Origin of the sequence: Microbacterium sp. NPDC089987 (assembly GCF_044748505.1) — a bacterium.
Taxonomy (GTDB): domain Bacteria; phylum Actinomycetota; class Actinomycetes; order Actinomycetales; family Microbacteriaceae; genus Microbacterium.
This window is the reverse complement of record NZ_JBIVGE010000001.1, coordinates 1,345,133-1,366,502: the sequence shown is the minus strand read 5'-3', so window position 1 is coordinate 1,366,502 and position 21,370 is coordinate 1,345,133. Positions and strand designations below refer to the sequence as shown.

Genomic DNA, 21,370 nt, shown 5'->3' with positions numbered 1-21,370 from the left:
TATGGCTGAGTACATCTATTCCATGGTGCGAGCGCGCAAGGCGGTCGGCGACAAGCTCATCCTCGACGACGTGACGATGGCGTTCCTGCCCGGCGCCAAGATCGGCATGGTCGGCCCCAACGGCGCCGGCAAGTCGACGATTCTGAAGATCATGGCGGGGCTGGACACTCCCTCGAACGGTGAGGCGAAGCTCTCACCGGGCTTCAGCGTCGGAATCCTCATGCAGGAGCCGGAGCTCGACGAGACGAAGACCGTTCTCGAGAACATCCAGGACGGCGTGGCGATCAAGCCCAAGCTCGACCGGTTCAACGAGATCTCCGCGCTGATGGCCGACCCCGACGCCGACTTCGACACACTGCTCGCCGAGATGGGCGTGCTGCAGGAGGAGATCGACGCGGCCGACGGATGGGATCTCGACTCCCAGCTCGAGCAGGCGATGGATGCCCTGCGCACCCCTCCGGCCGACGCGGAGATCGCCCCTCTCTCCGGTGGTGAGAAGCGCCGCGTCGCGCTCGCGAAGCTGCTGCTGCAGAAGCCCGACCTGCTGCTGCTCGACGAGCCCACCAACCACCTCGACGCCGAGAGCGTGCTCTGGCTCGAGCAGCATCTCAAGGACTACAAGGGCGCGGTCATCGCGATCACGCACGACCGGTACTTCCTCGACAACGTCGCCGAGTGGATCGCTGAGGTCGACCGCGGTCGGCTGATCGGCTACGAGGGCAACTACTCGACCTACCTCGAGAAGAAGGCCGAGCGCCTGGACATCCAGGGCAAGAAGGACGCCAAGCTGGCCAAGCGCCTGAAGGACGAGCTCGACTGGGTGCGTTCGAGTGCCAAGGGCCGCCAGACCAAGTCGAAGGCGCGTCTGGCTCGCTACGAGGAGATGGCTGCCGAGGCCGAGCGCACCCGCAAGCTCGACTTCGAAGAGATCCAGATCCCCGCCGGGCCCCGCCTCGGCAGCGTGGTCATCGAGGCGAAGAAGCTGCACAAGGCTTTCGGCGACCGCGTGCTGATCGATGGACTGAGCTTCAGCCTGCCGCCGAACGGCATCGTCGGCGTGATCGGTCCCAACGGCGTCGGAAAGACCACGCTCTTCAAGACGATCGTCGGCCTCGAGCCGCTCGACGGCGGCGACCTGAAGATCGGCGAGACCGTCAAGATCAGCTACGTCGACCAGTCCCGCGCGAACATCGACCCGAACAAGACGCTGTGGGAGGTCGTCTCCGACGGCCTCGACTTCATCACGGTCGGCAAGATCGAGATCCCGTCGCGCGCCTATGTGTCGAAGTTCGGATTCAAGGGGCCCGATCAGCAGAAGAAGGCTGGCGTGCTCTCCGGTGGTGAGCGCAACCGTCTGAACCTCGCTCTCACCCTCAAGGAGGGCGGCAACCTGCTGCTTCTCGACGAGCCGACCAACGACCTCGACGTCGAGACCCTGAGCTCGCTCGAGAACGCCCTGCTCGAGTTCCCGGGCTGCGCCGTGGTCATCACGCACGACCGGTGGTTCCTCGACCGCATCGCGACGCACATCCTCGCTTACGAGGGCACGGACGAGAACCCCGCCCAGTGGCACTGGTTCGAGGGCAACTTCGAGGCGTACGAGAACAACAAGATCGAGCGCATGGGCCCGGAGGCGTCGCGTCCGCACCGCACCACGCACCGCAAGCTGACCCGCGACTGATCGCTCCGAGATGACCGACGGCCGGCGCCTGCACATCCCCATCCATCTGCGCTGGGGTGATCTCGACGCGTTCAACCACGTCAACAACACCTCGATGCTCAAGCTGCTGGAGGAGGCGCGCGTGCGCGCCTTCTGGAAGCCGGAGCCGGGGGAGCAGGCGCCCGCGACGGCGATCCTCGAATCGGGGATCGACCAGGGGGTTCTGACCCTGATCGCCCGTCAGGAGATCGAGTACCTCGCGCCCGTCCCGTACCAGCGGCGCCCTCTCGAGGTGCAGATGTGGTTCGGCAAGCTCGGCGGCTCGAGCCTCGAGGTCTGCTACGAGGTGCACAACGATCCGGCGAGCGTCGAGCGCATCCTGTACGCGCGCTCGACCGCCGTGATCGTGCTCGTCGATGCGGGCACCGGTCGCCCGGTGCGGATCAGCCCCGAGATGCGCCAGGCATGGGAGCCGTACGTCGGCGAGCCGATCAGCTACGCACGTCGGTGACGCTCAGGCCTCGGGCTGAGGCGCACGCACCATGACCTCCTGCGCGACGCTGGCCAGCAGCATCCCCTCGCGGTCGTAGATCCGACCCGTCGAGAGTCCGCGCCCGCCGCGTGCGTTGGGCGACTCCTGCACGTACAGCACCCACTCGTCCGCCCGGCCGAAGCGGTGCCACCACATGGCGTGATCCAGGCTCGCGACCTTGAGCCCCGGGGTGCTCCAGGTCACGCCGTGACGGCGCAGAATCGGCTCCTGAATGGTCATGTCGCTGAGGTACGCGAGCGCCGCGCGGTGCAGGCGAGGGTCATCCGGCATAGCGGCGCGCATCCGCATCCACACCGCCTGATGCGCGACTCGCTCGCCGGCGGCGTCGACGTAGAGCGGTCCCTCCACGTGCCGCACATCGGCAGGACGCTCGGTGAGCATCTTCCTCGTCAGCGGATGCACCGCTCCCACCAGCTCCTCGTCGGGACGCAGCTGCTCGGGATCGGGGATGCCCTCGGGCATCGGCTCGGCGTGCTCTGCACCGGGGTCCTCGTCCTGGAACGAGGCGATCATCGAGAAGATCGGAACCCCGCCCTGGAACGCCTGGCACCGTCGCGTCGAGAACGAGCGCCCATCATGGATGCGGTCCACGGAGAAGGTGATCCTGCTCGCGGTGTCGCCCGGACGCAGGAAGTAGCCGTGCATGGAATGCACCACGCGATCCTCGGGAAGCGTCCGCTCGGCTGCCACCAGCGACTGCGCCAGCACCTGACCGCCGTAGACCCGCCCCGTGGGCATGAAGTGCGAGCGGCCGGTGAAGATGTCCTCCGTGGTCCTCGCCTCCGACTCCGCAAGGTCCAGGACGCCGAGAAGGGCGTCGACGAATCGGCGGGCATCCTGCTCAGCGGTCATCAGACCAGTCTAGTTCTCGGGACCGTCGGGCTCTGGGCCAGCGGGCATCCGGCTGGTTCAGGTCGACGGACCTGCGGCCTCTCGGCCAGCAGTCATCCGACTAACTTAGAAGAGTGACCAGACCGCTCGTGCTCGCCGACGCCCAGACCGCACGTGACGTGCTCACCTTCGCCGGGCGAGCAGCTCAAGCCGGCGCCGACGGGGTGCGGCTGCAGGCCGCCGACGGCGTGCTCGCGCTCACCTCCGCGGCGCTCGCACCGCAGAGCCTGTTCGACCAGACGCCCACGGTGCTCGCGATGCGCATCGTGCGCGCGGATCCCGAGTTGCACTGCGACATCGTCGTCGACGAGCTCGCCGAGGGCGAGCACCCGCACGAACTCACCCTGCCCGACACCGGCCGCGCACCGGCCTGGGCGGGCGTCGCCCCGCCTCGCGGAGAATGGATGCACGCGGGCGCCCTCACCGCGCAGACCGTCGCCGAGCGCGCCCAGTGGGGCATCTCCGCCGTCGCGCACGGCACCGCACCGGGCTCCGGCGAGGAAGCCGTGCGCGCTCTGCGGGCGCGCATCTGGGGCGAACCCGACGACGCCCTGTCGGGGCTGCCGCGCGGTGTCGCATTCGCCGCACATGCCTTCGGATTCATCAACGGCGCCGAGGAGGTGCGGCTCACACAGTCGGGCCGATGGACGCGGCTCGCCTTCGCCCGCGGGCACGTGCTCAGCCGCGGCCCCGCCGTGACCGGCCTCACCGCCGTGCGCAGCACACGCCCTTCGGCAGGCTCAGAGACCCCGTAGTCAGCGCGCGGCGGCTCGCCCCGCCTGCCGGCCGGAGAACAGGCATCCGCCGAGGAAGGTGCCCTCCAGCGCCCGGTAGCCGTGCATCCCGCCACCGCCGAAGCCGCTCGCCTCGCCGGCGGCGAACAGCCCCGGAATGGCGCTCCCGCTGAGATCCAGAGCGCGGCCGTCGAGGTCGGTGTGGATGCCGCCGAGCGATTTGCGGGTGAGGACGTGCAACTTCACGGCGACCATCGGCCCCGCCGCTGGATCCTGCAGACGGTGCGGCGCAGCGGTGCGGATCAGCCGGTCGCCGCGGTAGCCGCGCATCGAGCGCAGCATCGCGATCTGCGCGTCCTTCGTGAACTCGTTGTCGAGCTCACGGTCGCGCGCCACCACCTCCTCGCGCGCCCGGTCCACATCCAGCACCTCGCCGCCGGACATGGCGCGCATGCCGGCGAGGAGCGACTCGAGGTCGTCCTCGACGACGAAGTCCGCGCCCTCGTCCAGGAACGCCCGCACGGGTCCGGTCGGCCCCTTCGCCAGCCGCGATCTCAGCAGCAGTCCGACGTCCCGTCCGGTCAGATCGGGGTTCTGCTCGCTGCCCGACAGCGCGAACTCCTTCTCGACGATCTTCAGCGACGTCACGAACCACGAGTGGTCGTGCCCGGTGCGGCGCAGATGCGCGAGCGTGCCCAGCGTGTCGAAGCCCGGGTACAGCGGCACGGGGAGGCGGCTGCCGGTCGCGTCCAGCCACAGCGACGACGGCCCAGGCAGGATCCGGATGCCGTGCCCCGGCCACACCGGATCCCAGTTCTCAATCCCCTCCACGTAGTGCCACATGCGGTCGGTGTTGATCAGGTCGGCTCCGGCCGCCCGCGTCACCGCCTGCATGGAGCCGTCGACGTAGGCCGGAACCCCCGTGAGCATGTGCTCGGGAGCCATGCCGAGGCGCTCCGGCCAGAATGCGCGGACGAGATCGTGGTCGCCGCCGATACCGCCGGAGGCCACGATCACGGCATCCGCGCTGATCTCGAAATCGGCCACGCGCTCACGCGACGTCGGCACACCCCTAGGGGCGAGCGTGTCTTCGAGCACCGCGCCGCGGGCCCCGACGACGCCGCCGTTCTCGACGAGGAGATCGGTCACGCGATGCCGCGAGAGGATCGTCGCTCGTCCTTCCGCCTCGCTCTGTTCGACGGCAGCCAGGAAAGGCGCCAGGATGCCGGGGCCCGTGCCCCAGGTGATGTGGAAGCGAGGTACCGAGTTGCCCGGTCCGATCGCACCCCCGCCGCCGCGCTCGGCCCAGCCGACCACGGGGAAGAACCCCACGCCGCGTTCCCGCAGCCAGCTGCGCTTCTCGCCGGCCGCGAACTGCAGATACTCCTCCGCCCACCGCTTCGGCCAGGAGTCCTCCGGCCGGTCGAAGCCGGCGCCTCCGAACCAGTCCTGCCGCGCGAGCTCGAGCGAATCGCGGATGCCCATCCGGCGCTGCTCAGGGGAGTCGACGAGGAACAGGCCGCCGAACGACCACCACGCCTGCCCGCCGAGGTTCTGGCGTGGCTCCTGATCGATCAGGGTGACCCGCTTGCCGGCCGCGAGCGCCTCGGCGGCGGCCACCAGCCCCGCCAGCCCCCAGCCGATCACGAGCACGTCGGTCGCGGGGGTGCGGGGCAGGGATGTCATGTGGTCTCCGTCGACTCCGGGGCTGCGCGGTGCTCGAGCGTCGGGCGGCCCTGGGGACCTGCGCCGATGCCCGAGGGCTCGAATGTGTTCACCATGGCATACGCCGCCCGCTCGAGGTAGTCCCACAGGGTGGCCTCGTGCAGGGGGGAGAGCTGCACCTCGTCGAGTGCGGTGCGCATGTGGCGCAGCCAGCGATCCCGCGCGTCGGGGTCGATGTGGAACGGGATGTGCCGCATCCTCAGCCGTGGATGGCCGCGCTGCTCGCCGTACGTGCTCGGGCCGCCCCAGTACTGCGCCAGGAACCAGGTGAGGCGCTGGGCGGCGGGGCCCAGATCCTCTTCGGGGTACATCGGCTTGAGCACGGGGTCGAGTGCGACCTCCCGGTAGAACACCGCCACGAGGCGCTCGAAGGTCTCCTGCCCGCCGACCTCATCGTAGAACGTCACTGTGCGCCGCCTTCCTCATCGCCCGTCTTCTTGCGCCGCCAGATGCCGCGATCGACGATCCGGGGGACTCCGGTGACCGCGTTCGGCTTGGTGACCGGCGGATTCGCGCCGCGCACCCGGCGGGCGCCATCCAGGCCCGTCAGCGTGACCGCGGCGAGGCGTGGCACGTCGATCTCCTTCTCGAGGAGATCCGCACGCAGGCGGCGACGCAGCTCCTGCGAGACGTCGTCCATCGCGTTGGCCCGGGTCTTCATGACCACGCGCACGACCAGGGCATCGCCGTCGATGCTCTCCAGACCCCAGATCTCGGGCTTCGCGATGATGCGGGTGCGCCACTTCGGGTCCTTGGCCAGCCCCTGAGCGGTCTCCATCATCGACTTCTCCACGGCCTCGAGGTCGGCATCCGGCGCAACGCCCAGGTCGACGATGGCGCGTGCCCAACCCTGCGACATGTTGCCGATGCGGGTGACCTCGCCGTTGCGCACGTACCAGAGCGTCCCGTTCACGTCGCGCACCTGGGTGATGCGCACGCTGACGTACTCGACGACGCCGGAAGCGAGTCCCAGGTCGACGACGTCGCCGATGCCGACCTGATCCTCGGCCACGAGGAAGATGCCGTTCAGCACGTCCTTCACGATGTTCTGCGCCCCGAAGCCGAGACCCGCACCCACCGCGGCGGTGAGCAGGGTGAGGGAGCCGAGCAGGCTCTGGTCGATGGCGTTCACGGTGAGCACGAGGGCGATCACCACGAGCATCACGTTGACGATGTTCTGCAGGATCGAGCCGAGCGTGCGGGTGCGCTGGACGAGACGCATGTCGGCGAGCGGGGAGCGCTCGAGAGCCTGCGTGTCGTCGACGCGCGCCTTCGACTTCGCGCTGTTGACGATGCGCTGCACCACGCGGCGGATGACGAGGCGGAGAATGAACGCGATGGCCACGCAGCTCGCGATGATGATGGCCACGGTGAGCGCCTTCCCACCGATCTTCAGCAGGATCTCGAGCATGACGCCCCACCATCCGGGGTCGGTCGGGTCGGGTGCGGGAGTCTCGGTGGCGAAGCGGATGTCCATCACCTCGATTTTAGCCGTCACGCCTCAGCGCACACTGGGTGGGCCGGATGCGACGGGCTCGGCGACAGCTGTCGCCGAGCCCGTCGCAGCGAGGATCAGTCCTCGGCGTCGCGGGACTGCGCGGCCAGCGCCCGCTCGACGTCGGCGAGGTTCTCGTGCACGAGCCTGCGCAGCGCGGGAGCGGCATCCTGGTGCTCGGCGAGCCAGCTGCGGGTCGCGTCGCGCAGCTCGACGCTCGCGAGCGAGCGCGGGTAGAGGCCGACGATCAGGTAGTCGGCGATCTGGTAGGTGCGCTCCTCCCAGATCGGCAGCAGCATCTCGAAGTACTTGGGGATGAACGCTGCCAGCACGTCGACACCCGACGGGTGCACGAAGCCGAGGGTGGCCGAGCGCACGATGGTGTTCGGCAGGTCGCCGTTGTCGATCAGCGACGACCAGGCGGTCTGCTTGGCCTCCGAGGTGGGCAGCGCGGCACGTGCCTGAGCCGCGAACTCGGCGCCCTTGGACGTGTTGTCTGCGGCGAGTGCGGCGTCGATCGCGGCGGCGTCGGTCGCCCCGGCGGCGGCGAGGCCGACGAGAAGAAGCCACGACAGGTCGGCGTCGATCTCGAGTCCGGGGAGGGTGTCCTCGCCGGCGCGCAGACGGCCGATGATGCCCGCCTGCTCGGGGGTGGCGATCGAGTTGGCGAACGCCGTCACGAGCTGCAGCTGACTGTCGCTTCCGGGCTCGGCCTGGTGGGCGAGGGCCCACAGCCCGTCGGCGATCTTCTCGCGGGCCGCCGGACGAGTGTCGGGCGCGACGTAGATGTTCGCCGCGACCTGCAGCTGCGAGAGCGTCGTCCGCACCGTCGTCGATTCGGTCTCGTGGCCGATGTTGCCGAGCACGAGGTCGATGTAGTCGCTGGCGGCGGTCTCGGCATCCCGGGTCTGGTCCCACGCCGCACCCCACACGAGCGAGCGCGCGAGCGGGTCGGAGATGTCGGACAGATGCTCGATGGCCGCGGCCAGCGAGCGCTCATCGAGGCGGATCTTCGCGTAGGCGAGGTCGTTGTCGTTGAGCAGCACCATGTCGGGGCGCGCGAGGCCCTGCAGCTCCGGTATCTCGGTGCGGTCGCCGTCGACGTCGACCTCGACGTAGTGCGTGCGCACCAGCTCCGACCGACCGGCGGAGTCGCTCAGGTTGTAGAACCCGATCCCGAGGCGGTGCGGACGGATGGTCGGGTAGTCGGCGGGAGCAGTCTGGGTCACCGCGAAGCGGGTGATGACGCCTGCTGCGTCGTCGACGATGACCGGGGCGAGCGTGTTCACCCCGGCGGTCTCCAGCCACTTCTTCGCCCAGGTGGTCAGCTCGCGTCCGCTGGTGGCCTCGAGCTCGGTGAGCAGGTCGCTCAGCTCGGTGTTGCCCCAGGCGTGCTTCTGGAAGTACTGGCCGACACCGGCGAAGAACGCATCGATGCCCACCCACGCGGTCAGCTGCTTGAGCACCGAGCCGCCCTTGGCATAGGTGATGCCGTCGAAGTTGACCATCACGTCTTCGAGATCGTTGATCTCGGCGACGATCGGGTGAGTGGAGGGCAGCTGGTCCTGACGGTAGGCCCAGGTCTTCTCCATCGCGTTGAAGGTCGTCCAGGCCGCCTTCCATTCGGTTGCCTCCGCCGTGGCGATGGTGGATGCCCATTCGGCGAACGACTCGTTCAGCCACAGGTCGTTCCACCACTTCATGGTGACGAGGTCGCCGAACCACATGTGCGCCAGCTCATGCAGGATCGTCACCACGCGACGCTCCTTGACGGCGTCGGTGACCTTGCTGCGGAACACGTAGGTCTCGGTGAAGGTGACTGCGCCGGCGTTCTCCATGGCGCCCGCGTTGAACTCGGGCACGAACAGCTGGTCGTACTTCTCGAACGGGTACGGCACGCCGAACTTCGCCTCGAAGTACTCGAAGCCCTGCCTGGTCTTGTCGAAGATGTAGTCGGCGTCGAGGTGCTGCCACAGGCTCCTGCGACCGTAGACGCCGAGCGGGATGACCTTGCCCGACGCGCTCGTGAGCTCGGAGAAGGTGGCCTCGTAGGGACCCGCGACGAGCGCAGTGATGTACGACGAGATGCGCGGCGTGGGCGCGAAGCCCCAGGTGGCCACATCTTCGGAGCCCGACGACGCGTCGTGCACGATCGGCTCGGGGGTGGGGGAGTTCGAGACGACCTTCCACGCCGAAGGCGCGGTCACGGTGAACTGGAACGTCGCCTTGAGGTCGGGCTGCTCGAACACCGCGAACACGCGGCGAGAGTCGGGCACCTCGAACTGCGAGTAGAGGTACACCTCGCCGTCGACGGGGTCGACGAATCGGTGCAGTCCCTCGCCGGTGTTGGTGTAGAGGCAGTCGGCGTCGACGATGAGGACGTTCTCGGCCTGCAGGCCGTCGAGCGCGATGCGCGAGTCCTCGAAGGCGGCGCTCGGATCGACCTGCTCGCCGTTGAGCGTGATCTCTCGGACCTCGCGTGCGATGAGGTCGATGAAGGTCGACGAGCCAGGGGTCGCGGTGAAGCGGACCACGCTGCGCGAGCCGAACACCTCCGCACCCTTGGTCAGGTCAAGTGAGATCTCGTACGACTGCGTGTCGATGACGGCACGGCGCTCCTGCGCTTCGGTACGTGTGAGGTTTTCTCCAGGCACAGCTGATTTCTCCCATTGGTGGAGGGGATGTCGAGGTGCGTCGGCGCTGCTGGCGCCGACGGCAACCAGGACAGCCTACGCCAGCGCCGCGCGCAGGTGCAGATCTCGATGCTGGCTCATAGCGAGTCGGTGACAGGATGGATCACGTGAGCTCCTCAGAGAAGATCGTCGTTCCGCACGCCTCGCCGGCCGCATCGACCGGCTCCGCGCACATCGAGGTTCCCGTCGCCTACGACGGCATCCTGCTCGCCGGATTCGGCGGGCCCGAAGGCCAAGACGACGTGATCCCGTTCCTGCGCAACGTCACGCGCGGCCGTGGCATCCCCGACGAGCGGCTCGAGGACGTCTCGCACCACTACCGTCACTTCGGCGGCGTGAGCCCCATCAACGCGCAGAACCGCGCGCTGAAGGCGGCGCTCGAGGCGGAGCTCGCGGCGCGATCGATCGACCTTCCCGTGTACTGGGGCAACCGCAACTGGGCGCCGTACCTCGAGGACGCCGTGGCCGAGGCGGTCGCCGACGAGCACACCACGCTGCTGGCGTTCGCGACCAGCGCGTACAGCTCGTTCTCGAGCTGCCGTCAGTATCGCGAGGACTTCTCTCGCATCCTCGACGGCACGGAATACGACGGTCTCGTGACCATCGACAAGATCCGTCCGTTCTTCGATCACCCCGGCTTCGTGCAGGCGTTCGTCGAGGGGGTGCACGATGCCGTGCGCGAGCGCCTCGACGAGGGACTCGCACCGGAGCAGATCCAGGTGCTCTTCTCGACCCACAGCATCCCCATGGACGACGCCGTGCGCTCCGGCCCCCGGGACGTCGACTGGGGCGAGGGCGGCGCGTATGCCGTGCAGCACGAAGCCGTCAGCGCATGGGTGATGGCGCGCGTGGCAGAACTGACACCCGCCGCCGCCGACGTGCCCTGGGAGCTCGTGTACCAGTCGCGTTCCGGCCCCGCTTCGCAGCCGTGGCTCGAGCCCGATGTCTGCGACGTCATCGGCGAGCTGCCGGAGCGAGGACGACGGGCGGTCGTCGTCGTTCCGGTCGGATTCATGAGCGACCACATGGAGGTTCTCTGGGACCTCGACACCGAGGCGAAGGAGGCGGCGGAGGACGCAGGGCTGGCCTTCGCCCGCACACCGACCCCCGGTGTCTCGCCGGCGTTCGTCGCGGGCATCGTCGACCTGGTGCAGGAGCGCCTGGAGGGGCGCCCCGCCGCCGACCGCGCGCACGTGACGGACCTCGGACCGTGGTTCGACGTGTGCCGTCCCGGATGCTGCGAGAACATCCGCGCCGGTTTCAAGCCGGCGGCAGCCGGCATCGCCCCCTGACCCTTCGACAGGCTCAGGGACCCAGCGCTCGAGCCTGAATATGATGGCGGTATGCGCATCCACATCGCCACCGACCACGCCGGACTCGACTTCTCGACCCGCCTGCAGCAGCACCTGCGCGAGGCGGGCCACGAGGTCATCGATCACGGTCCCGTGGAGTACGACGCGCTCGATGACTACCCCGCCTTCTGCATCCGCGCTGCGCAGGCCGTGGTCGCCGACCAGCGCGCCGGCGTCGAGGCGCTCGGCGTGGTCTTCGGCGGATCAGGCAACGGCGAGCAGATCGCCGCGAACAAGGTCGAGGGCATCAGGGCAGCACTGGTGTGGAACCTCTCGACCGCAGAGCTCGCCCGCGAGCACAACGACGCGAATGTGATCTCCATCGGCGCGCGCCAGCACAGCTTCGACGAGGTCACCTCATTCATCGACCGCTTCATCGCGACGCCCTTCTCCAACGAGGAGCGCCACGTGCGCCGGATCAACCAGATCGCCGACTTCGAGAAGGACGGGTCGCTGCTTCCCGACCCGCGTGAGGGGGGTGTCGGCTCCGCCGACGGGCGCGCCTGACATGCCCGAGGGTCATTCCGTCCACCGCATCGCCCGCCAGTTCGCGCGCAACTTCCTGGGCCGGCCCGTCAGGGCGTCGAGCCCGCAGGGGCGCTTCGCCGAGGGCGCGGCGGTCCTCGACGGGCGCGAGATGCTGCAGGCGATGGCCGTCGGCAAGCAGATGTTCCTCGAGTTCGAGGACGCCGTGTGGCTGCGCGTGCACCTCGGCCTCTACGGCGCATGGGACTTCGCCGGCGAGATCGTGGCGGACGCCACCATCGCATCCGCCAACGGTCGCATGGGGCAGACGAACCAGCGCGGCACCGACCTCGACACCGAAGGCGAGGCGATCTACGACGACGCCGGCGAGAACTCGCTGAGCTCCATCGGCGCTCCGCGGAAGTCGCGGGTGCACGTGCGGATGTCGGAGCAGACCAGCGGCCTCGCGGACGAGGTCGACGAATGGCCGCCGCCCGTGGTCGGCCAGGTGCGGCTGCGTCTGTTGAACGACACCACCTGCGCCGACCTGCGCGGACCGACGGCGTGCGCGCTGCAGACCACCGACGAGATGCTCGCCTCGGTCGCGAAGCTGGGGCCCGATCCGCTGGTCGGCGACCTCGCCGAGGGCGAGGAGCGCTTCGTGCGCACCGTCCGCCGCAAGCCCACGCCGATCGCGCTGCTGCTGATGGACCAGGCGGTGGTCAGCGGGATCGGCAACGTGTACCGCGCCGAGATGCTGTTCCGAGCCCGGCTCGAGCCGCACACACCCGGACGCGACGTGCCCGAGGAGGTCGTGCGAGAGCTGTGGCGCGACTGGGTCGAGCTGCTCTCGATCGGGGTCGAGACCGGTCAGATGATGACCATGGACGGCCTCACCGGTGACGCGTATCGGGCTGCCATGGCCAGCCGCGACGACCGGCACTGGGTCTACCACCGGGCGGGACTGCCGTGCCGGGTGTGCGGCACGGAGATCGCCCTGGAGGAGATCGGCGCCCGCAAGCTGTACTGGTGCCCGTACTGCCAGCGCTGATCGCGACCCGCGCGCGATGATCCAACCTGGGTGCCCGCTGTGAATAGGATGGCTGAGTCCGTTTGCAACGTCGCACGACAGGAGACCATATGGACCTTTCCGCGCTGCAGGGCGTGCTCGAGAACATCAGCTCATGGATCTGGGGACCGTGGATCCTCATCCCGCTGCTCCTCGGCACCGGCCTGTACCTGACCATCCGCCTGGGGGGTCTGCAGTTCCTCCGCCTCGGCGCAGCGCTGCGCCTCGGCCTGTTCACCCGCAAGGATCCCGGTGCCGACGGCGACATCTCGCAGTTCCAGGCGCTGACCACGGCTCTCGCCGCCACGGTCGGCACCGGCAACATCGTCGGCGTCGCAACGGCCATCGGCATCGGCGGACCGGGCGCGCTGTTCTGGATGTGGATCACCGGCCTGCTGGGCATGGCGTCGAAGTACTCCGAGGCGTTCCTCGGCGTGCGCTTCCGCACCACCGACGCCGCCGGTGAGAAGTCCGGTGGTCCGCAGTACTACCTCGAGCGGGGCATCCCGGGCGGATTCGGCAAGTTCCTTGCGATCTTCTTCGCCGTCGCCGCCGTGATCGCGTGCTTCGGCATCGGCAACATGACCCAGGGCAACTCGATCTCGGCCAACCTCGAGAACAGCTTCAACGTGCCCACCTGGGTGACCGGCATCGTGCTCACCGTGTTCGCGCTGCTCGTGCTCGTCGGCGGCATCAAGTCCATCGGCCGCGTCACCGCGGGTCTGGTGCCCGTGATGATCATCTTCTACGTGCTCGGCGCGATCTACATCCTCATCGCGAACATCGGGGGCGTGCCCGCCGCCTTCGCGGAGATCTTCACCGACGCCTTCACCGGCACGAGCGCGATCGGCGGCTTCGCCGGCTCTGCCATCATCATCGCCGTGCAGATGGGTGTCGCGCGCGGCATCTTCTCGAACGAGTCGGGTATGGGCTCGGCGGCCATCGCCGCGGCGGCTGCCAAGACCAGCCACCCCGTGCGACAGGGCCTGGTGTCGATGACCCAGACCTTCATCGACACGATCATCGTCGTCACCTGCACCGGCCTCGTGATCATCACGACCGGCGCGTGGAAGCTGACCGACGAGAACGGCGACCAGATCAGTGCAGCCCTGATGACCGGCGAGGCCTTCTCGAACGGGTTGCCCGGCGAGTGGGGACACTACATCGTGACGATCGGTCTCGTGCTGTTCGCCGGCTCCACGATCCTCGGCTGGTCGTACTACGGCGAGCGCAGCATCGAGCGGCTGATCGGACGCAAGGCCGTGATGCCGTTCCGCATCCTGTTCTCCCTCGTGGTGTTCGTCGGCTGCACGGTCCAGCTCGGCGTGGTGTGGGCGTTCTCCGACGTGATGAACGGCCTCATGGCGCTGCCGAACCTCATCGGGCTGCTCCTCCTCTCCGGTCTCGTGGCGCGCGAGACGAAGAAGTACCTCGACAACGACCCGAAGCTGACGGCGACGCCCGAAGAGGTGAACGCGTTCATGGCGGGCGATCAGGCATTCGAGGACTGGAAGACCCAGGCGATCCCGGTGGTCAAGACCAGGCGGTGAGAGTTCGTTCGGCCGGGTCGGTCCTAGGCTTGCAGGGTGCGTCAGAACCCCAGCTTCGCCATGACTGACCCGGCCGAACTGCGCCGGATCATCGAGCTCAACCCGTGGGCGACTCTCGTCAGCGATGCGGACGACGGGCTCGTCGCCTCGCACTACGTGGTGCTGCTCGATGACGAGCGCGACGACCTCACCGTGGTGGGCCACGTCGGACGTCCGGACGATCTCATCCACGGACTGGGCGAGCGTGAGATCCTCATCGCCTTTCAGGGCCCGCACGGCTACATCTCACCGGGTTGGTACGGCGACATGCAGGCCGTGCCCACCTGGAACCACGCCTCGGTCCATCTCAGCGGCGTACCGGAGATCCTCTCCGACGCCGACAACCTGCGAGTGCTCGAGCGGATGGTCGATGTCTTCGAGAGCCGCATGCCGAGCCCGCGCGGCATGTGGCAGCTGCCCAACGATGAGGCGTTCGTGCATCGGCTCGCTGCGGGGACGGTCGGCTTCCGGCTCACACCCGCCAAGGTCGTCGCCAAGCGCAAGCTGAGCCAGAACAAGCCGGCCGAGACCGTCGACGAGGTGATCGCCGCGCTCGAGAGCACCGGCGCACACGCCAACCCGGCGCTGGCGGCAGAGATGCGCCGTGCCCGCGACGCCCACTCCGGACGCCGCTCATGATGGCGCGCGGCGATCGCGTCGACTTCCTGCGTGCGGTTCGGCTCAGCGGGCCACTGGCGCCGGCATTCGGCGACGAGCCCGTCGATCTCGTGATCGAGCATGGGCGCATCGCCGACATCGCACCGACGGGGTCTCTGCCTGCCCGGGGCCTGGTGCTTCAGGGGGAGGGCCGCCGCGTCGTCGCCGGGCTGTGGGATCACCACGTGCACACGGTGCAGTGGGCCCTGAACGCCGATCGCGTGCCGCTGGGCGAGATGCAGAGCGCCGCCGACGCCGCCCGCGTCATGGGCGATGCCCGGGCTCTCACGGACGGGCGACGCGTCGGTGCCGGGATGCGGGATGCGCTGTGGCCGGACGCCCCGTCTCTTGCTCTGCTCGACGAGCGGACCGGCGGCGAGCCGACGTACCTGATCAACGCGGACGTGCACAGCGTGTGGCTGAACACCGCCGCATTCCAGCGCGAGGGCTTCACCCCTACCGACGACGGGATGCTGCGCGAGGAGGACGCCTTCGAGATCTCCCGGCGGCTGAACGCCGCGGACGATTCCACAGCCGACGCCGCGGTGCGGCGGGCCGGCGACCGCGCCGCCGCTCGGGGCGTCACCGGCCTGGTCGACTTCGACATGGCGTGGAATGCGGATTCCTGGCGTCGCCGGACGGATGCCGGGTTCGCCGCGCACCGGGTGGAGTTCGCCTTCTACGCCGCGGACCTGTCGCGCGCGATCGCGCACGGACTCCGCACGGGGGAGGAGCTGACGGGCACCCGCGGGCTCGTGCACGTCGGCCCGCTCAAGCTCATCACGGACGGCTCGCTCGGCACTCGCACCGCCGCGTGCTCGCACGCCTACGACGACGATCCGGCGAACTTCGGCGTGCTCACGATCGAACCTGACCGTCTTCGCGGTCTGCTCACCGAAGCCACGGCGTCAGGAATCGACGTCGCCGTGCACGCCATCGGCGACCGCGCCGTGGCATCCGCTCTCGACGCCTTCACCTTCACCCAGGCCCGAGGCACGATCGAGCACGCACAGCTCGTGCGGCATGCGGACCTCGCGCGCTTCGCGCGACTCGGCGTCGTGGCCAGCGTGCAGCCGGAGCACGCGGTCGACGACCGCGACATGGTCGGCAGCCTGTGGCAGCATCAGCAGGCGCTGAGCCACCCGCTGGCCTCGCTGCTCGAGGCGGGCATCCCGGTGCGCTTCGGATCGGATGCCCCGGTCGCACCCCTTGATCCGTGGCTCGCGATCGCTGCGGCGGTGCACCGCACCGGCGACGACCGGGAGCCGTGGCAGCCGGGCGAGCGGGTCAGCGTCGAGTCCGCGCTGCGCGCGAGCAGCCGCCACGGCGAGACCGACATCGAGCTCGGCGGCGTGGCCGACCTCGTGCTGTGCGGCAGCGACCCGCTGACCGCCGATCGCATCGAACTGAGCCGGATGCCGGTCTCCGCCACCCTCCTCGGCGGAACGCTCACGCACCTGGACTGAACGCGCCGGCGTCCACACAGAGAGGGGCGCCGCAGCGATGCTGCGGCGCCCCTCTCTGTGGTGCGGTGTCAGGCCGCGATGTGCGAGATGAGGAACCAGCGGTCCTTCTCGAGGCCGCGCTGGATCTCGATCGCCACGTCCTGGCTGGTGAGGTCGACCTCGTCGAGACCGTCGACCGCGGACTTCACGTTGACGAGGATCGCGTCGATGTCGCTGATGACGGCGCGGATGAGCTCGTCGGACTGCTCGAAGCCGGCGGGGACGGCGGTCTGGCCGGCCCGCTCGGCGACGGTCTGCACGCGGGCGTCGATGGGCAGACCGAGGGCGACGATGCGCTCCGCGGCGGTGTCGGCGAAGTCGCCGGCGTGCTCGACGATCGTGTCGAGCAGCTCGTGCACGCCGACGAAGTTCGCGCCGCGAACGTGCCAGTGCGCCTGCTTGCCGTTGACGGTGAGGGCCTGCAGGCCGTGCACCACGGGGGAGAGGAACTGCGCTGCGGCCGCGGCGACGGTCGGGTCGACGGCGATGCTGGGGATGGTCTGGGCCTTGCTCATGTGAACCTCCGAGATGTCTGCTGCCACGTCTTCTGAGTACAACGGTACTCAGCGTGAACCATTCCGCAAGCAAGCGTAGGCAACGCTTACCGGCCCTCACTTCCGCGTAATCACGCGGAAGTGAGGGTAGTCTCACCTTCATGACCATCGCCGAGAACGCTTCCGTCATCAGTCTCGGAACGCAGGTTCCCCGCATCCCCGCCGACGCATTCGTCGCCGACGGTGCGCGCATCGTCGGCGATGTCGCGCTGGGTGACGCGGCGAGCGTCTGGTACAACGCGGTGCTGCGCGGGGACTCGGCATCCATCACGGTAGGCGCGCGCAGCAACGTGCAGGACAACGTCTCGGTGCACGTCGACAGCGTGCATCCCGTGGTCATCGGCGATGACGTCTCGATCGGCCACAACGCGGTCGTGCACGGCTGCACGATCGGCGACGGCTCGCTCGTCGGCATGGGCGCGGTGGTGCTCAGCGGGGCGGTGATCGGCGCCGGATGCCTGATCGCCGGCGGCGCGGTGGTGCTGGGCGGCACAGAGGTTCCTGCCGGTTCACTGGTGGCCGGCGTGCCGGCGAAGGTGCGCAGGCCGCTCACCGAAGAAGAGCGCCGCGGATTGATCGAGAACGCGGAGATCTACCTCGAACACACCCGCACGCACGCGGCCGCACAGGCGGGGTAGCGCGCCGCGTGGACGGTAGGCTGTTGGTCTACGGGGCGGTGGCCAAGCTGGTTAAGGCAGTGGGCTCATAACCCATCGATCGTCGGTTCAAGTCCGACCCGCCCTACTCTCCTGCGGCTGCAGGCTCAGTCGTCCGTGCGGAATCCGGATGTCTTGTGCGCACCGTCGCAGAACGGCTTGATCGACGACAGGCCGCAGCGGCACAGCGCGATGGTGCGGCGGTGGCGCTCGATGGGCCGCCCCGCCGCGGACTGCAGGTCGACGTCTCCCCGCACGAGCAGCGGTCCATCGGTGCAGGCGGTGATCGTCGCCGCCTCAGTTCTCGCGGTCATGAGCACTCCTCATCGCGGTGAGATCCGAGTCTTGCGTCAGGCTGCAGCGGCGGGCAAGGACTTGACGGCCGGGCGTGGGTCGTGTCAAGGCCGGTGATCGCGTATCCGTCCCGCCTTAGTGTGGTCGCACACGGATGATCCGGCCGGATCACCGCCTGACGAAGGAGCCCCATGACGCTCAGCCTCTCCTCCGACGCCACGTCCGTCGCCGTCAGCGCGCGCGGCCCCCTCAGCGCCGAACTGCTCGAGGTGCTGAACGACCGGGCCCCCGAGCGGGCAGAAGGCCTGCCGCAGCTGGCCCGCGATGCGGTCCTGGTGGAAGATCCGATCACCGACGACGACGTGCAGCTCTCGCTCTTCCTGCTGTACGCCGTGGCATACGGTTCACTGCCGCAGTTCGGCGCGCACTGGGAATGGGACGTCTCGCTGCTCACCGCCCGTGCCGTCCTGGAACGCGCCTTCGAGGACGCCGTCCGCGCCGCAGCGCCGATGCCCGACACGCCGGAGGCGACACGGGAGGCTGTCGCGGCGGCGCTGTTCGCTCTGACCGCCCCGCAGCCCGGGCCGAGTCTGTCGCACTTCGTCAGCCGGAAGGCCGACGCCGACCAGGCGCGCGAGCTGCTGATCCAGCGCAGCATCTACACGCTTCGCGAGGCGGATGCGCACTCGTGGGCCACCCCGCGACTGACCGGCCGCGCCAAGGCGGCCCTGATCGAGATCCAGGCCGACGAGTACGGCGGCGGGCGGGTGGAGCGCATGCACCAGGTGATGTTCGCCGACGCGATGCGCGGCGCCGGGCTCGACGACACCTACGGCGCGTACGCCGACTCGGTGCCGGCGATCACCTTCGCGTCCTTCAACCTGATGACGATGTTCGGCTTGAACCGGAGGCTGCGCGGCGCGGCTGTGGGGCACCTCGCCGCCTTCGAGATGACCTCCTCGCTGCCGTGCCGGGGGATCGCCGACGGTCTGCGGAGAGTCGGCTTCGGGGAGGACGTGACGGCGTACTACGACGAGCACGTCGAGGCCGATGCCGTGCACGAGCAGATCGCCGGGCGCGACCTCGCCGGTTCCCTGGCCGAGGACTCGCCCGAGCTTCTCGACGACATCCTCTTCGGAGCTGCAGCCTGCCTCACCGTCGACGGATGGGCGAGCGAGCACATCCTGCACGCGTGGGAGGCAGGCCGCAGCTCTCTGCGTGAAGAGCCTCAGCTGGGCTGATCGGCATCCGGGCTCGAGGAGTCCTGGTCGGCGGTGTCGCTCTGCGGACCGCCGATGACGCCGATGCCGACCGCGTCGTGGTCGGGCTCGGGGTCGTCCGGCTGCTCGACCTTCGGCTCCTCGCCCGGCTCCTTCTCGGTGCTCGGCTCCTCGAGCTCCTCGGTGGTGGGTTCCTCATCGGGCTGTTCGTGGGTGTTCGACATGTCTGCTCCTTTCCTCCTCCACGCTGGCCGGTGGACAGCGAGCAGGCAAAGGGGTTGACCGGCGAGCAAGCCGGGATAGCATCCTGCTTCTCCCGGATGCAAGGCGGGTGCTGTGACCGCCGGGATGCGCCATCCTGAGCACATGGCCCCAGACGCTCCGGCATCCGACACCCGCCGCGACGGTGAGCGGCGAGAGGCGACCACGCTCATCGTCAAGCGCGTGGCGCGCGGCTTCTTCCGCACCTACTGTCCGGATGCCGCCGCCGGGCTGACGTTCTACGCGATCCTGGCGATGTTCCCCGCTCTGATCGCGGCGTTCTCGGTGATCGGCGTGTTCGGCGAGAAGCGGGGTGCGGCTGATGCCGTGCTCGACCTGCTGCGCGAGGTCGCCCCGGAAGACACCGTGAAGGTGCTGCAGCAGCCCCTGGAGCAGGTCGCATCGACGGCCGGCGCCGGCTGGGTGATCGTCCTGGCGCTCGTCTTCGCGCTGTGGTCGGTCGCCAGGTACGTCACCACGCTCGGGCGCGCGATGAACAGCATCTACGGCGTGCCGGAGGGACGGATGTTCTGGAAGGCGAAGCCGACGCACCTGATCGTCACGTTCGCGGTGTTCGTGCTCGTCACCATCGCAAGTGTCCTGGCCGCTCTCAGCTGGCCTCTCGCCCAGGCGCTCGGAGAGTCCATCGGTGCCGGGGAGGTCGCGCTGACGATCTGGCGCATCGTCCGCTGGCCTGCCGTGGCACTGGTCGTGTGCCTGATCGTCGCAATCCTGTACTACTTCGCGCCGAACGTCGCTCATCCCCGCTTCCGCCTGATGAGCGTGGGTGCGCTGGTCGCGATCGGGGCCTTCGCGCTGGCATCCGTCGGCTTCGGCTTCTACGTGAGCCACCTCGCCGACTACGACCGGGTGTACGGGTCGTTCGCCGGCGTCGTGATCTTCCTGCTCTGGCTGTGGATCGCCAACATCTCCCTGCTCGTCGGCGCGCTGTTCGACGCGGAGCTCGAGCGCGTGCGCGAGCTGCGCCGCGGCGTGCCTGCCGAGCGCGATCTGCAGGTGTCGCTGCGAGACACCAAGCGACTCGAGAAGACCGCCGAGAACGATGTCGCCGATGAGCGGCTCGCTCGCCGGCTGCGCCGCTCGCGGCGCTGAACGAGGTCAGCGGCCGTCGGGCGCGTCGCCGACGAGCCCGGCCAGCGCGAGCGCGTCGTGTGGTGCGTGGCCGCGCGCGTCGTTGTCGAAGTAGACGAAGACATCGCGCCCGCGGCCCTGCTCCGCCCAGCGACGGCATCGCTCGGACCACTCCTGAAGCTCCTGAGCCGTGTATCCGCTCGCGTACAGCTCGGATGCGCCGTGCAGCCGCACGTAGACGAGGTCCGCGTCGCCGGGCTCGAACTGCGGCCATCTGCCCGCCGTGTCGGCGACAGTGAGAGCAACGCCGTGCCGGTTGAGGATCTCCGCCAGCCGAGGGTCGTCGAAGGTGTCCGAGCGTGGTTCGAGCGCGTAGCGCAGCGGGCGATCCTCGGCATCCTCCAGCCAGGTGCGTCCGTTCATCCGCTCGTCGTGCTGTCGTCCGAGCGCTCTGGCCTCTGCGGTGGTGCGCGGCAGCCCGGCGAGGAAGCCGTCGAGGACGTCCGGGTCGAACTTCTGCCGCTCCGGCAGCTGCCAGAGGATCGGGCCCAGGGTGGGACCGAGCGCGAGCACCCCCGATGCGAAGAAGTTCGCCAGCGCGGTGGTGGTGTCGCGCAGGCGGAGCATGTGCGAGATGTATCGCGATCCCTTCACCGCGAAGGTGAAGTGATCGGGCACGGCGTCGCGCCAGCGCAGATAGCTCTGCGGCCGCTGCAGCGAGTAGAACGAGCCGTTGAGCTCGACGGTCGAGAAGTGCTCGCCGATGTACTCGAGTTCCGCCCGCTGCACCAGGCCCTCGGGATAGAAGTCGCCGCGCCACGAGCGGTACCGCCAGCCGGAGGTGCCCACTCGGATGCGAGGGCGCCGGGTCGGGGACGCGTCGGGTGGTGTCATCTCTCCGAGAC

Annotated in this window: 21 protein-coding genes and 1 tRNA gene; 13 read left to right on the top strand and 9 right to left on the bottom strand. The window is 69.1% G+C overall.

The annotated features are described in order from the left end of the window. Position 1 precedes the first annotated feature (1 nt). Both ettA and ACIPV2_RS06415 read left to right on the top strand, forming a co-directional pair. Complete coding sequence (ettA, locus tag ACIPV2_RS06420; protein ID WP_400839475.1) at positions 2–1,681, top strand: energy-dependent translational throttle protein EttA; 1,680 nt, start codon at positions 2–4, stop codon at positions 1,679–1,681. A 10-nt stretch (positions 1,682–1,691) separates the two neighbouring features. Then, on the top strand, positions 1,692–2,171 hold the full coding sequence (locus ACIPV2_RS06415; protein ID WP_400839473.1) for an acyl-CoA thioesterase: 480 nt from the start codon (positions 1,692–1,694) through the stop codon (positions 2,169–2,171). Positions 2,172–2,174: 3 nt separating this feature from the next. Here ACIPV2_RS06415 and ACIPV2_RS06410 read toward each other — a convergent pair whose 3' ends face one another. Then, the gene (locus ACIPV2_RS06410; RefSeq protein ID WP_400839471.1) at positions 2,175–3,065 is read right to left on the bottom strand and encodes an acyl-CoA thioesterase; all 891 of its coding nucleotides are present in this window, start codon (positions 3,063–3,065) and stop codon (positions 2,175–2,177) included. 113 nt (positions 3,066–3,178) lie between these two features. Between ACIPV2_RS06410 and ACIPV2_RS06405 the strand changes: the two genes are divergently transcribed. Beyond that, positions 3,179–3,859: a hypothetical protein gene (locus tag ACIPV2_RS06405; protein WP_101186714.1), complete on the top strand. Its 681-nt coding sequence runs from the start codon at positions 3,179–3,181 to the stop codon at positions 3,857–3,859. On the opposite strand, the gene ACIPV2_RS06400 is transcribed toward ACIPV2_RS06405, so the two are convergent. The 4 genes from ACIPV2_RS06400 to pepN form a co-directional block, all read right to left on the bottom strand. Beyond that, on the bottom strand, positions 3,860–5,524 hold the full coding sequence (locus ACIPV2_RS06400) for an FAD-binding dehydrogenase (RefSeq protein WP_400839468.1): 1,665 nt from the start codon (positions 5,522–5,524) through the stop codon (positions 3,860–3,862). After that, complete coding sequence (locus tag ACIPV2_RS06395; protein WP_400839466.1) at positions 5,521–5,970, bottom strand: globin; 450 nt, start codon at positions 5,968–5,970, stop codon at positions 5,521–5,523. The genes ACIPV2_RS06400 and ACIPV2_RS06395 overlap by 4 nt, the downstream gene beginning before the upstream one ends. After that, entirely contained in the window at positions 5,967–7,040 is a 1,074-nt protein-coding gene (locus ACIPV2_RS06390; RefSeq protein WP_400839464.1) for a mechanosensitive ion channel family protein, read from the bottom strand. The genes ACIPV2_RS06395 and ACIPV2_RS06390 overlap by 4 nt, the downstream gene beginning before the upstream one ends. Positions 7,041–7,135: 95 nt before the next feature. Further along, on the bottom strand, positions 7,136–9,712 hold the full coding sequence (pepN, locus tag ACIPV2_RS06385; RefSeq protein WP_400839462.1) for an aminopeptidase N: 2,577 nt from the start codon (positions 9,710–9,712) through the stop codon (positions 7,136–7,138). 137 nt (positions 9,713–9,849) lie between these two features. On the opposite strand from pepN, the gene ACIPV2_RS06380 reads away from it, so the two are divergent. From ACIPV2_RS06380 to ACIPV2_RS06355, 6 genes are all read left to right on the top strand, one after another. Then, positions 9,850–11,043 (top strand): ferrochelatase, encoded by a 1,194-nt coding sequence (locus ACIPV2_RS06380; protein ID WP_400839460.1) that lies wholly within the window; start codon positions 9,850–9,852, stop codon positions 11,041–11,043. Positions 11,044–11,094: 51 nt separating this feature from the next. Then, positions 11,095–11,610, top strand: a complete 516-nt coding sequence (locus tag ACIPV2_RS06375) for a ribose-5-phosphate isomerase (RefSeq protein WP_400839458.1) — start codon at positions 11,095–11,097, stop codon at positions 11,608–11,610. Between the two features lies 1 nt (position 11,611). Then, entirely contained in the window at positions 11,612–12,619 is a 1,008-nt protein-coding gene (locus ACIPV2_RS06370) for an Fpg/Nei family DNA glycosylase (protein ID WP_400839456.1), read from the top strand. A gap of 89 nt (positions 12,620–12,708) precedes the next feature. Further along, the gene (locus tag ACIPV2_RS06365; protein ID WP_101186707.1) at positions 12,709–14,187 is read left to right on the top strand and encodes a sodium:alanine symporter family protein; all 1,479 of its coding nucleotides are present in this window, start codon (positions 12,709–12,711) and stop codon (positions 14,185–14,187) included. A gap of 36 nt (positions 14,188–14,223) precedes the next feature. Further along, positions 14,224–14,865, top strand: a complete 642-nt coding sequence (locus ACIPV2_RS06360; RefSeq protein WP_400839454.1) for an FMN-binding negative transcriptional regulator — start codon at positions 14,224–14,226, stop codon at positions 14,863–14,865. Further along, positions 14,862–16,349, top strand: a complete 1,488-nt coding sequence (locus ACIPV2_RS06355) for an amidohydrolase (protein ID WP_400839453.1) — start codon at positions 14,862–14,864, stop codon at positions 16,347–16,349. Before ACIPV2_RS06360 ends, ACIPV2_RS06355 begins: the two co-directional genes overlap by 4 nt. A 68-nt stretch (positions 16,350–16,417) precedes the next feature. Here the strand turns inward: ACIPV2_RS06355 and ACIPV2_RS06350 are convergent, their stop codons facing one another. After that, complete coding sequence (locus ACIPV2_RS06350) at positions 16,418–16,903, bottom strand: Dps family protein (RefSeq protein ID WP_400839451.1); 486 nt, start codon at positions 16,901–16,903, stop codon at positions 16,418–16,420. Positions 16,904–17,043: 140 nt separating this feature from the next. On the opposite strand from ACIPV2_RS06350, the gene ACIPV2_RS06345 reads away from it, so the two are divergent. Both ACIPV2_RS06345 and ACIPV2_RS06340 read left to right on the top strand, forming a co-directional pair. Next, entirely contained in the window at positions 17,044–17,580 is a 537-nt protein-coding gene (locus ACIPV2_RS06345; protein ID WP_400839449.1) for a gamma carbonic anhydrase family protein, read from the top strand. 32 nt (positions 17,581–17,612) lie between these two features. Then, positions 17,613–17,686, top strand: a tRNA-Ile gene (locus ACIPV2_RS06340). Between the two features lie 19 nt (positions 17,687–17,705). Here the strand turns inward: ACIPV2_RS06340 and ACIPV2_RS06335 are convergent. After that, positions 17,706–17,912: a CDGSH iron-sulfur domain-containing protein gene (locus ACIPV2_RS06335; protein ID WP_400839447.1), complete on the bottom strand. Its 207-nt coding sequence runs from the start codon at positions 17,910–17,912 to the stop codon at positions 17,706–17,708. Between the two features lie 171 nt (positions 17,913–18,083). Here ACIPV2_RS06335 and ACIPV2_RS06330 point away from each other — a divergent pair, with 171 nt between their 5' ends. Further along, positions 18,084–19,133 (top strand): iron-containing redox enzyme family protein, encoded by a 1,050-nt coding sequence (locus ACIPV2_RS06330; protein WP_400839445.1) that lies wholly within the window; start codon positions 18,084–18,086, stop codon positions 19,131–19,133. Here ACIPV2_RS06330 and ACIPV2_RS06325 read toward each other — a convergent pair. Continuing rightward, positions 19,121–19,336, bottom strand: a complete 216-nt coding sequence (locus ACIPV2_RS06325; RefSeq protein WP_400839443.1) for a hypothetical protein — start codon at positions 19,334–19,336, stop codon at positions 19,121–19,123. The genes ACIPV2_RS06330 and ACIPV2_RS06325 overlap by 13 nt on opposite strands. A gap of 142 nt (positions 19,337–19,478) precedes the next feature. On the opposite strand from ACIPV2_RS06325, the gene ACIPV2_RS06320 reads away from it, so the two are divergent. Next, entirely contained in the window at positions 19,479–20,486 is a 1,008-nt protein-coding gene (locus ACIPV2_RS06320) for a YihY/virulence factor BrkB family protein (protein WP_400839441.1), read from the top strand. A 6-nt stretch (positions 20,487–20,492) separates the two neighbouring features. Here the strand turns inward: ACIPV2_RS06320 and ACIPV2_RS06315 are convergent, their stop codons facing one another. Beyond that, positions 20,493–21,359 (bottom strand): DUF72 domain-containing protein, encoded by an 867-nt coding sequence (locus tag ACIPV2_RS06315; protein WP_400839439.1) that lies wholly within the window; start codon positions 21,357–21,359, stop codon positions 20,493–20,495. Positions 21,360–21,370: the final 11 nt, after the last annotated feature.